Genomic DNA, 12133 nt, shown 5'->3' with positions numbered 1-12133 from the left:
TTCACCTCAGGGCCGCCGTCTGCCGACCTGATCTGTTTCAGGCGCTCGCGTACGGCGCCATGACCTCCTCCAGGCGCGCGGCCTCAGCGGCGTCGGCGAACGACGCGACGTCGACGGGGCGGCCGCGGTCGATCGCGGTGAGCGCGTCGGCGGGTGGCACCTCGATCAGGGCGAGGATCGGCTCGATCGCGCGGCTCACCGGCTGCGCGGCGAGCCCCATCACCCGGGACAGGGCGCGCGCCGGCCACGGGAGACCGGTGGCGGCGGTCCGGGTGTACCCCGGGTGCGCCAGCACGTACCGGGCCCGACGGGGCGGGGTCGCGCCCGCGTGAGCGACGGCGAGCAGCTCGGCCGCCCGCCCGCTCTGCTTGGTTGCCTCGGCGACGCGGTAGCCGCGCTCGAGCATGAGGTCGTCCCAGTGCATCCGGCCGTGCACGACCCCGACGCCGTTGAGGCTCACGATCACCGGCCGCTCCGCCCGGTCGAGCTGCGGTGCGAGCCCCTCGCCGAGGATCCGGCGCGCGAGGTAGTACAGGGACAGCGAGACCTCGACGCCCTCGGGGGTGGCGCGCCGACGCAGCTGCGGCGCGTATGCGGTGACGACCAGCGCGTCGACGGCGTCATGCCGCTCCTGCACGCGCTCCACGACGTCCCAGGTCCCCGCGGCGGTCGTGAGGTCTCCCGCCACGAAGCCTGCCCGGTCGTCGGCGCCCGCGGCTCTGGCCCGCGCGAGGAACGCCGCCCCGCGCCGCGGGTCACGACCGACGACGGTCACCGCGTCCCCGGCGTCCAGCCGGGCGAGCGCGATGCCGAGCCCGAGCCCGGCCGTGCCGCCCGCGACGACCGTCGTCCTGCGTGTCCCAGCGGCGTTCGCGCCGTCCGTGCCGGTCGCGCCGTTCGCGCCGTTCGCGCCGTTCGTGCCGGTCGTGCCGGTCGTGTCCCCGCCGCCCTTCGTCGTGCCCATGTGCGCTCCCTCGTCGTGGCCCGGACCGCGGCGGCCCCGGCAGTGCCGTCGACGCTAGGGAGCGCGCCCTCGACAAGTCAACGAGTGATGACTTAGCGTCGTGGGCATGGTCGTACGACGGGACAAGGAAGCCACGCGGGCCCGGCTGCTGCTGGCCGCAAGCCGGCGGTTCGCCGAGCACGGGTACGCGGGCACCAGCGTGCGGGCCGTCGCGGCCGACGCCGGCGTCGACGCCGCGCTCGTCTTCCGGTACTTCGGCTCGAAGGACGGGCTCTTCGTGGCCGCCACCGCGGACGAGGACCCCCAGAGCGCGCTCGGCCTCCCCCCGCAGGAGTTCGTGGACCGGCTCCTGTCCCTCGTCGCCTTCCCGCCCGACGGCGCCCGACCCCTGGCGGCGCTGCTGCGCTCGGGCGGCCGCGCCGCCGGCGAGGCCCGCCTGCAGGCCGCGGTCTGCGGGCCCTACCTCGACGAGCTCGCCGGGGAGCTCGACGGCGAGGACGCAGAGCTGCGCGCCGAGCTCCTCGTCGCCTGGGTGCTGGGCGTCGCGGTCATGCGTGGCATCGTGCCGGGCACGCTGCTCGGCCGCGTCGAGCAGGACGCGCTCGCCCCGCGCTCCGCCGCCGTGGTGCGTGCCCTCGCCGACCCGGAGGCCGGCGGGGCCGATCGCTCCCGCGGACGTCTACGGTGAGCCCATGCTTGCTGCCGTGATCCACGACGCCCGCGACGTCCGCGTCGAGGAGCGCCCGGACCCCCGGATCCTCACCCCTCACGACGCCGTGGTCCGCGTCGTCGCCGCCTGCGTGTGCGGCTCCGACCTCTGGCCGTACCGCGGCGTCACCCCTGTCCGGAAGCCCCGCCCCATCGGGCACGAGCTGGTGGGCGTCGTCGAGGAGCTGGGCGCGGAGGTGACCTCCGCGGAGGTGGGTGACTTCGTGATCCTGCCGTTCACGATGAGCTGTGGCGTCTGCCAGGCATGCCGCGCCGGCTACCCCGCCGCCTGCGACCTGGTGACCGGCTTCGGCTCGACGGACCGCGAGGGTCACCCGGTCGACGGCGCGCAGGGCGAGCGCGTGCGGATCCCCCTCGCGCAGCACTCGCTGTTCCCCGTGGGCCGCACCGAGGCCGAGCTCGAGGCCGCGGGCCTCGTCCCGCACCTGCTGTCCCTCGCCGACGTGATGTCCACCGGCTACCACGCGGCGTTCTCCGCCCACGTCTCCGACGGCGACACCGTCGTCGTGGTGGGCGACGGCGCGGTCGGGCTGTCGGGCGTGATCGCGGCCCGGCTGCTCGGCGCGGAGCGCGTGGTCGCGATGAGCCGGCACGACGACCGCGCCGCGCTCGCCCGGGAGTTCGGCGCGACGGACGTGGTCGCCGAGCGTGGCGAGGAGGGGCTCGCCGCCGTGCGCGACCTGCTGGGCGGGAACCTCGCCGACGCGGCCCTGGAGTGCGTGGGTACCAAGCAGTCGATGGACACCGCGCTCGACGTCGTGCGCGGCGGTGGTCGCATCGGCTTCGTCGGAGTGCCGAACGGCGGGCCGGAGCTGAGCGTGCGGCGGCTCTTCGACCGCAACCTCACCATCGGCGGCGGCATGGCGTCCGCGCGCCGCTACATGGAGACGCTGCTGCCCGAGGTCATGTCCGGCGCGATCCGGCCCGGGAAGGTCTTCGACCTCGAGCTGCCGCTCGCCGACGTCGCCGAGGCGTACGCCGCGATGGACGAGCGCCGCGCCACCAAGGTGCTGCTCCGGCCGTGACGCCCGATGATCGACATCGCCGGCTCATGACCGACGGCGGGCGCGCGCACCAGCAGACGATGGTCCGGCCGGCCCCACGATCGCACCCACAACGGCTCAGGGGCGGCCGGCGTACGGCATGACCTCGGCCCAGCGGATCGGCGTCTCCCGGACGGTGAGGCCGGGGCGCGGGGCCTCGACCATCTTGCCGCCGCCCGCGTAGACCGCGACGTGCCGGATGGTCGACGGGTCGGAGGTGTCGTTCGCGTAGAAGATGAGGTCGCCCGGCCGCATGGTGTCGTACGAGACCTTGCCGACGGTGAGGTACTGGGACCGCGAGGTGCGCGTGATCCACACGCCGGCCGCGTTCCACGCCCCCGAGGTCAGGCCCGAACAGTCGTAACCCGGGTTGCCGTCGCCGCCCCACTGGTACGCGGTGCCGATCTTCGAGCGCGCCCACGACAGCGCCTCGCGCCCCTGCGCCGCGCTGCCCTGCCCGACGCCGCTGACCGGCGGCGTCTCGGTCTCGGGCTCCGGCTCGCGGGTCCGGGTCGGCTCCGGTTCCGGGGTCTCGTCGGCCCGGTCGCCGTCACCCTGCCTGCCGCCCCCGGACGACGACCCCTCGTCCGACCCGCCGGCGTCCCGCTCCGGCTGGGCGGCGGGCTCGTCCGCGGACTCGTCGGCGGGCCCTGACGGCGCGTCGTCCTGCGGCGCGGGCTCGTCGGCGAGGGTCGACGTCGCCGCGTCCTGCGCCGCCTGACGGGCCGCCGCCTCGCGCGCGGCCGCGGCGCGCGCCTGCCGGTCCTCCTCGCGTTGCCGCTCGAGCTCGACGGTCGTGCTGCGCAGGTCGGCGAGGCGCGTGAACAGCCGGTCGCGCTCCTGCTCGACCGTCGCCGTCCGGGCGGCCAGGTCGTCGGCGGTGCGCTGCGCGGTGGCGAACGCGGCCTCGGCGGCCTCGCTGGCCTCCTGCTGCTCGGCGCGGGCGGCCGCCCAGCGCGCGTCGGCGTTGCGCGCCGTGGCGCGGAGGTCCGCCTGGGTGGCCAGGGCGCCGGAGACCTTCCGGTCGACGGCGCGCTGCGCCGACTCGGTGGACACGACGTCCCCGACGTCGCGCGCCCCGGCGACCACGTCGAGCGGCCCCAGCGCGGACTCGCTCGCCCGGGCGGTCGTGCGGTACGCCTCGGCCAGGGAGGTCCGGGCCCGCGTCTCGGCAGCCTGGGCCTGGTCGGCGCGCTCGCGCGCGTCCTCGGTGGCCTGCTTCGCCGTCGCGAGCAGCTCGCGCGCCTCGGAGTAGTCCTCGGCGGCCGTCTGGACTGCCGCCTCGGCTCGCGCGAGCTCGCCCCGGATCGCGTCGAGCCGTGCCTCGGCCCCGTCGACGTCGAGGCGGGCGGCGTCCTCGGCCGCGTGCGCCGTGGCCACGTCGTCGTCGGACGGCGGGTCGGCCCACGCCGCGCCTCCGGCGGGCGACCCCCCGAGCAGCACGACGGCGACCAGCGCCGTCACCGTTCCGGTGCGGCGGGAGCGTGCGGTGCGAGCCATGCTCTGCTCCTCCCCTGGGCAGGCGTGCTGCGGGCAACCTCGCCCAGGCTCACCCACGCCGACCGGCAGCGCCACCCGAAAGCACGGCCCACGACCCTCCCGGCAAGCCGACACGCCGTCCACATCCTGGTCCCACATGGCAAGACGCGGGTATCGCCCTGCCGGCCCCCGGGCTACCGTCGTGGGTATGACCTGCCGAATGTGCCGCTGACCTCCGCGCACGTTCGCCTGCCTGCGGCCGCTCGTCGACCCAGCCATCCGCTCCGCGTGCGCAGCCGACCGCCGCGGCCCGCCCCAGACGCGCAGGCCCCTGGGAGCACCGCGGCCCGATCACCGCCGAACGAGCCGACGAACGAGCCGACATCGAGCCCCGGGAGCACGTCATGACCACGTCGAGCTGGACCTTCGAGACCCGCCAGATCCACGCCGGCCAGTCCCCCGACGCCACCACCGGCGCCCGGGCCCTGCCGATCTACCAGACCACGTCCTTCGAGTTCCCCAGCGCCGACGTCGCCGCCGACCGGTTCGCGCTGGCCGACCTCGGCCCGATCTACACGCGCATCGGCAACCCGACGCAGGAGGCCGTCGAGGCCCGTATCGCGGACCTCGAGGGTGGCGTCGGCGCGCTGCTCGTCGCCTCCGGCCAGGCCGCCGAGACCCTGGCGATCCTCAACGTCGCGCAGGCCGGCGACCACCTCGTGGCCAGCCCGAGCCTGTACGGCGGCACGTACAACCTGCTGCACCACACGCTGCCGCGGCTCGGGATCGAGACCACCTTCGTCGACGACCCGCACGACCTCGACGCCTGGCGCGCCGCCGCGCGGCCGAACACCAAGGCGTTCTTCGGCGAGACCATCCCCAACCCGCGCGCCGACGTGCTGGACATCGCGGGCGTCGCGTCCGTCGCGCACGAGGTCGGCGTCCCCCTGATCGTCGACAACACCGTCGCGACGCCGTACCTGGTGCGGCCCATCGAGCACGGCGCCGACGTCGTGGTGCACTCCGCCACCAAGTACCTGGGCGGGCACGGCGCCGCGATCGGCGGCGTCATCGTCGACGGCGGCACGTTCGACTATGCCGCGCAGCCCGAGCGCTTCCCCGGTTTCAACGAGCCCGACGCCAGCTACCACGGCCTCGTCTACGCCCGCGACCTCGGCGTCGGCTCCGCGCTCGGCGCCAACCTCGCGTTCGTGCTCAAGGCGCGGGTGCAGCTGCTACGCGACCTCGGCCCCGCCATCGCGCCGTTCAACGCCTTCCTGCTCGCGCAGGGCCTCGAGACCCTGTCGCTGCGCGTGGAGCGGCACGTGGCCAACGCCCAGCGCGTCGCGGCGTGGCTGGAGGAGCGCGACGACGTGCGCCTGGTGCACTACGCGGGCCTCCCGTCGTCCCCGTGGTACGAGAACGCGCGGAAGTACGCGCCGAAGGGCGCGGGCGGCGTCGTCGCCTTCGAGCTCGACCTGGCCGACCCGGTGCAGGCCGCCGCCGCCGGACGCGCCTTCGTCTCTGCACTACAGCTGCACTCGCACGTCGCGAACATCGGCGACGTGCGGTCGCTGGTCATCCACCCCGCCTCGACCACCCACTCCCAGCTCACCCCCGCCGAGCAGGCGCTGTCGGGCGTGACGCCCGCGCTGGTGCGGCTCTCCGTCGGGTTGGAGGGGGTGGACGACATCCTCGCCGACCTCGAGCTCGGGTTCGCCGCGGCGGCCGACGCGCTGTCCCCCGCGACGACGGGCAACGACGAGGCGGCCGCGTGACGACGTCCGGGCGCCAGCCCCAGCCCGTGCGGCGCGCCGGCGTGCACGTCGCCCCCACCGTGCGGTCCGTGGGCGGACGACGCGCGGGCACCGCCCCGACGGTGCGCCCGACGCCGGTCACGCGGGCGCGGGCAGAGGCGCCCGTGCCCGCCTCCGGCGCCTGGCGCGCGGGCGACCCCGAGGCGGCCCGCCGGTTCGCCGACGTCGGCGCGGTCGAGCTCGAGGCGGGCGGCGTGCTGCCGGACGTGCGCGTCGCCTACGAGACGTGGGGCGAGCTCGCCCCCGACGGCTCCAACGCCGTCCTCGTGCTGCACGCGCTGACCGGTGACGCGCACGTGGCCGGGCCCGACGGCCCCGGCCAGCCGACGGCCGGGTGGTGGTCGGACATGATCGGCCCGGGCGCGCCCGTCGACACCGACCGGTACTTCGTCGTGGCCCCCAACGTGCTGGGGGGCTGTCAGGGCACCACCGGCCCGGCGTCCGACGCCCCCGACGGCCGGCCGTGGGGCGGCCGCTTCCCCCACATCACGACGCGCGACCAGGTCGCCGCGGAGATCGAGCTCGCCCACCAGCTCGGCGTCGAGCGCTGGTCGCTGGTGGTCGGCGCGTCCATGGGCGGCCTGCGCGTGCTGGAGTGGGCGCTGCTCGGGCCCGACGCGGGGATCGGGGTGGACGGGATCGCCGCCATCGCCACGACGGCGCAGACCTCGGGCGACCAGATCGCCTGGGCGCACCCGCAGCTCGGGGCGATCCGCGCCGACCCGCGCTGGCGCGGCGGCGACTACTACGACGCCGCAGCGGGCGACGGGCCGGACGCCGGGCTCGCGATCGCCCGGCAGATCGCGCACACCACGTACCGCACGTCGGCCGAGCTCGACGTGCGGTTCGGGCGCCTGCCGCAGGGCGGCGAGGACCCGCTGGCCGACGGCCGGTACGCCGTGCAGTCCTACCTCGACCACCACGGCGACAAGCTCGCCCGCCGGTTCGACGCCAACTCCTACCTGGTGCTCACCGAGTCGATGCTGAGCCACGACCTGGGCCGCGACCGCGGCGGCGTGGAGTCGGCGCTGTCGCAGATCACGGCCAGGGCGCTGGTGGTGGCGGTGGACTCGGACCGGCTCTTCCCGCCGGAGCAGGCCGGCCGTATCGCCGCCTGGGTACCCGGAGCGGAGCCGCTGCGCATCGTCACCTCCGACTTCGGGCACGACGGCTTCCTCATCGAGTTTGACCAGCTCGGTCCCATCGTCGCCGACTTCCTCGCGGGGGCGAGCGTCGACGACTGAGCGTTCCCGCCGGTTGAGCCTGTCGAAACCCTCTTGCTGGTCGAGCCTGTCGAAACCCTCTTGCTGGTCGAGCCTGTCGAACCCGAGGGCCTTGGCCTCGACAGGCTCGTCCAGCGAGGGGGCGAGCGTCGACGGGTCTGCCTACGGTGGGAGCGGCCGCCGACCCGCGCGGCCGCCCACTCCGCAGCGTTGCTGGAGGCGACCCCGATGGTCCGGCTCAACCCTTATCTCAGCTTCAAGAACCAGGCCGGCGAGGCCCTCGAGTTCTACCGCTCGGTGCTCGGCGGCGAGCTCGACGTCAGCACGTTCGGGTCCATGCCGGCAGACTCCGGAATGCCCATCGACGATGCCGACAAGGACCTGGTCATGCACGGCCAGCTCGACGCACCGTCGGGCCTCACCCTGATGGCGGCCGACACCGGCTCGATGATGCCGTACGTCGCGCCCACCAGCGGCGTCACCGTGGCGCTCACCGGCGGGCCCGAGGACTACGACTACGTGGCGGGCGCGTACGCGAAGCTCGCCGAGGGCGGCTCCGACGCGATGCCGTTCGACAAGGCGCCCTGGGGCGACTTCTACGGCCAGGTCACCGACCGCTACGGCGTCACCTGGATGTTCGACGTCGGCGCTCCCTGACAGTCCCGTTTCGACCACGGGATTCGTACCGCCATCAACCTGACGGTACGGATCCCAGGGTCGAAGGCGCCGCGGTCATCGCGCGTTAGGTTGGTCCGCATGCTCACCGCCACTGTCGCCCGGTTCTCGCCCGACTCCCCGCTCGACGGGCTGGAGGTGGGCGACCGGCCGGAACCGGAGGCGCGGGAGCACTGGACCACCGTCGAGGTGCGCGCCGCCTCCCTCAACCACCACGACCTGTGGTCGTTGCGTGGCGTCGGCCTGCGGGCCGAGCAGCTGCCGATGATCCTCGGCACGGACGCCGCGGGGACCGCCGCCGACGGCACGCCGGTGCTCCTGCACGGGGTGATCGGCGCCGACGGGCACGGCGTCGGGCCGAACGAGCGCCGCACGCTGCTGTCGGAGAAGTACCCGGGCACGCTCGCGGAGCGCGTCGCCGTGCCCACCCACAACCTGGTGCCGCTCCCCGACGACCTGTCGTTCGAGGAGGCCGCCTGCCTGCCCACGGCCTGGCTCACCGCCTACCGGATGCTGTTCGGCGCCGGCGGGCTCGCCCCGGGCGACCGGGTGCTCGTGCAGGGCGCGGGCGGCGGCGTCGCCACCGCCGCCATCCTGCTGGGCGCGGCCGCCGGCCTGGAGGTCACGGTGACCTCGCGCTCGGCCGAGCGCCGGGAGCACGCCGTGGCCCTGGGTGCGGCGCACGCGGTCGAGACGGGCGCCCGCGTGCCCGGCCGCGTGGATGCGGTGATCGAGTCGGTGGGCCAGGCCACCTGGGCGCACTCGGTGCGCTCGGTGCGGCCCGGCGGCACGATCGTCGTGTGCGGGGCGACGTCCGGGGACGCGCCGCCCGCGGAGCTGACGCGCGTCTTCTTCAACGAGATCCGGGTGCAGGGCGTGACGATGGGGTCGCGCGACGACCTGGTTGCCCTGGTGCGGTTCTGCGCCCGCACCGGCGTGCGGCCCGTCATCGACTCCGAGGTGCGCCTCGCCGACGTCGCGACGGGCCTGGCGCGGCTGGACGCCGGCGAGCAGACCGGCAAGATCGTCGTCCTGCCCTGAGCCCGACGAACCTCGCCGGTTGAGCCTGTCGAAACCCCCGACGAACCTCGCCGGTTGAGCCTGTCGAAACCCCCGACGGCCTTGGTTTCGACAAGCTCAACCAGCGGGGCCGTCAGGCTCAACCAGCGGGGCCTTCAGACTCAACCGGCGAAGCGGGACGCGAGGGTGACCATCGCGGCGCGCAGCTCGGGCGGCCCGACGACGTCGAAGGGCACGTCGAACATCGCCAGGTGCGCGGCGATCCCGACCCACGACCACGACGCGAGGACCACGCGGCACCGAGGCTCGCCGCCGGCATCCTCGAGCGCCTCGACGACGCCCCACCGCCCGACCCACGGCGCGACCCGCTCCGCCGGCGTGTGCAGCACCGCCTCACCGCGCGCCGCGGCCGCCCCGCCCGCGCCGAAGCCGTCCAGCACGTAGCGCGCGACGTCGCCGCCGGGCACCGTGCGCGCGACGAAGCGCGGGCCGCTGCCGGTGCGCAGGGTGAGGCGGTCGATGCGGAACCGGCGCCAGTCGTCGCGGTCGAGGTCGAATGCCACCAGGTACCAACGGCCCTCCACCGTGACGAGATGGTGCGGCTCCACGCGGCGCGGCGGCCGGAACGCATCCGGCCCGGTGCCGATCACCGGCGAGGAGCCCCGCTCATAGTCGAACCGGACGACCTCGCGGGCGCGGATCGCGGTGCCGAGCGCGAGCAGGGTGTCGTGGTCGACCTCGGGCCGCGACGGCGCCTCCGGGTCGCGCGCGGCCGTGATCTCCAGGGCGTCGATGCGCGCGCGCAGGCGCGCGGGCATCACCTGCCGCACGGTGGCCAGCGCCCGCAGCGCGGCGTCCTGCGTCCCGGCCGTCGTGGACGTCTGCAGCGCGACGGCGACGGCTACCGCCTGCTCGTCGTCGAGCAGCAGCGGCGGCAGCTCCGCGCCCGCGACGAGCCGGTAGCCGCCGTCCGGGCCACGCGTGGCCCGCACGGGATACCCGAGCTCGCGCAGCCGGTCGACGTCGCGGCGCACCGTCCGCGGGCTGACCTTGAGCCGGTCGGCGAGCAGGTGCCCCGGCCAGTCCCGACGCGCCTGCAGCAGCGAAAGCAGGGAGAGCAGCCGCCCCGAGGTCTCGATCATGTCCCCAGGCTGGCACGGGTAGAGGACAGAAGCTGACCGCAACCCTTGGCATCGTGGTCCTCGAACCGTTCTCCAAACCGACCAGCCCCTCGAACTTCCAGGAGGTAGATCCATGATCCGCACCCGCGGGCTCACGAAGGACTTCCCCGTGAGCCGTCACGAGACCGTGCACGCCGTGCGCGGCATCGACCTCGACGTCGAGCCCGGCGAGCTCGTCGCCGTGCTCGGCCCCAACGGCGCCGGCAAGACCACGACGATGCGCATGCTCACGACGCTGCTCACCCCGACGTCCGGCACGGCCCAGGTGGCCGGTCACGACGTCGCGACCGAGCCGCACCGCGTGCGGGCCTCGATCGGCTACGTCGGCCAGGGCAACGGCGCCGCATCCGTGCAGCAGGCGCGCGACGAGCTCGTCGTGCAGGGCCGCGTGCACGGGATGGACCGGCGCGCCGCCGGACGCCGTGCCGACGAGCTGCTCGAGGCGCTCGACCTCGCCCCGCTCGCGCGGCGCAAGGTGGACAGCCTGTCCGGCGGCCAGCGCCGCCGGCTCGACGTCGGGCTCGGGCTGGTGCAGGCCCCGCCGCTGCTGTTCCTCGACGAGCCGTCCACCGGCCTGGACCCGCACAACCGGGCCAACCTGTGGGAGCACGTGCTGCGGATGCGCGCCCGCGCCGCGGAGGGCTCCGGCCCGCCGATGACGATCGTGCTCACGACCCACTACCTCGACGAGGCCGACACCATGGCCGAGCGCGTCGTCGTGGTCGACCACGGTCAGGTCATCGCCGACGACACGGCCGACGCGCTCAAGGCCGATCTCGCCGGCGACCACGTGATGCTGGAGGCCGCGACCGAGCACCTGCCCGCCCTCGCGCGGATCGCGGAGCACGACCCGGCGACGCGCGCGGTCGCAGTGACGCAGGACGGCGCCGCGGTGGGCACGGTGTCCGTGCGCTCCGCCGACGGCACCCGCGCCGTGCCGGGGCTGCTGCGGGCCGCCGACACCGCCGGCGCCGAGGTCCTCGGCGTCCACGTGGCCCGCCCGACCCTCGACGACGTCTTCCTCGCCCTCACCGGCCGCAGCCTGCGCGAGACCGCGTTCGCCCCCGGTACGGACGACGTCACCACCGACGCCCTCCCGACCGACGACCGCACCACCGACGACCGCGCCACCGACGACCGCACCACCGACGACCGCAAGGAGGTGGCCTGATGAGCCACGCGACCACCCTGACCGCCCCGCCCGCGACGACGTCCGCCACGACGCCGTCCCCCGCCGGCCGGTTCTGGCGCGACACCGGCCTGGTGCTCACGCGCGAGCTGCGCCCGCTCGTGCGTGACCCGTTCTCGATGATCTTCGGGCTGGTCCAGCCGCTGTTCTTCCTCGCGCTGTTCGGGCCGCTGCTGGTGGGCTCGCTCGGCGGCACGGAGGCGCTGGGCGGCGACGTCTGGCTGTGGTTCGTCCCGTCCATCCTCGTGATGACCACCCTGTTCGGGTGCACCGTGACCGGCTCCAACCTGCAGATGGAGCTCGCGTCGGGCTCGCACGAGCGGCTGCTGGTGACGCCCATGTCGCGCCCCGCGATGCTCGTGGGTCGTGCGCTCAAGGAGGTCGTACCGGTCGTCGTGCAGGCGCTGCTGGTAGTCGTCGTGATGCTGCCCTTCGGGCTGCGCCCCGACCCGCTGGGCGTGGTGCTCACCCTCGGGCAGCTCGCCGTGCTCGGCGTGGGGATCGGCGGGTTCTCCTACGCGCTCGCCCTGGCCGTGCGGAAGCAGGAGTGGATGTTCTGGATCGTGCAGCAGACGGTGATCTTCCCGCTCATGCTGCTGTCGGGGATGCTGCTGCCGCTGGACGGCGGACCGGCATGGATGCGGACGGTCTCGTACGCGGACCCGCTGCGGTACGTCGTCGACTCCGCGCGCGACCTCTTCGCGGGCGACCTCGCGTCGTCGTCCGTCGCGTGGGGCTGGCTCGCCGCGGCGCTCACCGCCGCGGCCGGGCTGGCGGTCGGAGTGCGGGCGATGGACCGCTCCGGCGGCTGAT

At 75.1% G+C, this 12133-nt stretch carries 11 protein-coding genes; 8 read left to right on the top strand and 3 right to left on the bottom strand.

Annotated elements, in window-relative coordinates:
• Positions 1–37: 37 nt before the first annotated feature.
• Positions 38–964 carry an SDR family NAD(P)-dependent oxidoreductase gene (locus tag AC1C2W_RS00685; RefSeq protein ID WP_495412084.1) on the bottom strand — a complete coding sequence of 309 codons (927 nt, stop codon included), beginning with the start codon at positions 962–964 and terminating at the stop codon, positions 38–40.
• A gap of 106 nt (positions 965–1070) precedes the next feature.
• Between AC1C2W_RS00685 and AC1C2W_RS00680 the strand changes: the two genes are divergently transcribed.
• Together AC1C2W_RS00680 and AC1C2W_RS00675 are read left to right on the top strand one after the other, a co-directional pair.
• The gene (locus AC1C2W_RS00680) at positions 1071–1652 is read left to right on the top strand and encodes a TetR/AcrR family transcriptional regulator (RefSeq protein ID WP_495388281.1); all 582 of its coding nucleotides are present in this window, start codon (positions 1071–1073) and stop codon (positions 1650–1652) included.
• Positions 1653–1656: 4 nt separating this feature from the next.
• The gene (locus AC1C2W_RS00675; RefSeq protein ID WP_495388282.1) at positions 1657–2718 is read left to right on the top strand and encodes a zinc-binding dehydrogenase; all 1062 of its coding nucleotides are present in this window, start codon (positions 1657–1659) and stop codon (positions 2716–2718) included.
• Between the two features lie 96 nt (positions 2719–2814).
• Here the strand turns inward: AC1C2W_RS00675 and AC1C2W_RS00670 are convergent, their stop codons facing one another.
• Entirely contained in the window at positions 2815–4236 is a 1422-nt protein-coding gene (locus AC1C2W_RS00670) for a C40 family peptidase (protein ID WP_495412083.1), read from the bottom strand.
• Between the two features lie 383 nt (positions 4237–4619).
• Between AC1C2W_RS00670 and AC1C2W_RS00665 the strand changes: the two genes are divergently transcribed.
• The 4 genes from AC1C2W_RS00665 (at position 4620) to AC1C2W_RS00650 (ending at position 8971) form a co-directional block, all read left to right on the top strand.
• On the top strand, positions 4620–5993 hold the full coding sequence (locus AC1C2W_RS00665; RefSeq protein ID WP_495388284.1) for a bifunctional o-acetylhomoserine/o-acetylserine sulfhydrylase: 1374 nt from the start codon (positions 4620–4622) through the stop codon (positions 5991–5993).
• A 101-nt stretch (positions 5994–6094) separates the two neighbouring features.
• On the top strand, positions 6095–7276 hold the full coding sequence (gene metX / locus AC1C2W_RS00660; RefSeq protein WP_495388450.1) for a homoserine O-acetyltransferase MetX: 1182 nt from the start codon (positions 6095–6097) through the stop codon (positions 7274–7276).
• Between the two features lie 207 nt (positions 7277–7483).
• On the top strand, positions 7484–7912 hold the full coding sequence (locus AC1C2W_RS00655) for a VOC family protein (protein WP_495388285.1): 429 nt from the start codon (positions 7484–7486) through the stop codon (positions 7910–7912).
• Between the two features lie 99 nt (positions 7913–8011).
• Complete coding sequence (locus tag AC1C2W_RS00650; RefSeq protein ID WP_495388286.1) at positions 8012–8971, top strand: zinc-binding dehydrogenase; 960 nt, start codon at positions 8012–8014, stop codon at positions 8969–8971.
• Positions 8972–9111: 140 nt separating this feature from the next.
• Here AC1C2W_RS00650 and AC1C2W_RS00645 read toward each other — a convergent pair whose 3' ends face one another.
• Complete coding sequence (locus AC1C2W_RS00645) at positions 9112–10092, bottom strand: helix-turn-helix transcriptional regulator (protein WP_495412082.1); 981 nt, start codon at positions 10090–10092, stop codon at positions 9112–9114.
• A 112-nt stretch (positions 10093–10204) separates the two neighbouring features.
• Here AC1C2W_RS00645 and AC1C2W_RS00640 point away from each other — a divergent pair, with 112 nt between their 5' ends.
• Together AC1C2W_RS00640 and AC1C2W_RS00635 are read left to right on the top strand one after the other, a co-directional pair.
• On the top strand, positions 10205–11302 hold the full coding sequence (locus AC1C2W_RS00640) for an ATP-binding cassette domain-containing protein (protein WP_495412081.1): 1098 nt from the start codon (positions 10205–10207) through the stop codon (positions 11300–11302).
• Positions 11302–12132 carry an ABC transporter permease gene (locus AC1C2W_RS00635; protein WP_495388289.1) on the top strand — a complete coding sequence of 277 codons (831 nt, stop codon included), beginning with the start codon at positions 11302–11304 and terminating at the stop codon, positions 12130–12132. The genes AC1C2W_RS00640 and AC1C2W_RS00635 overlap by 1 nt, the downstream gene beginning before the upstream one ends.
• Position 12133 lies beyond the last annotated feature (1 nt).

The organism is Isoptericola sp. Y581 (assembly GCF_059445475.1).
The sequence above is the reverse complement of the archived record's forward strand: the minus strand, read 5'-3'. Positions and strand labels throughout refer to the sequence as shown.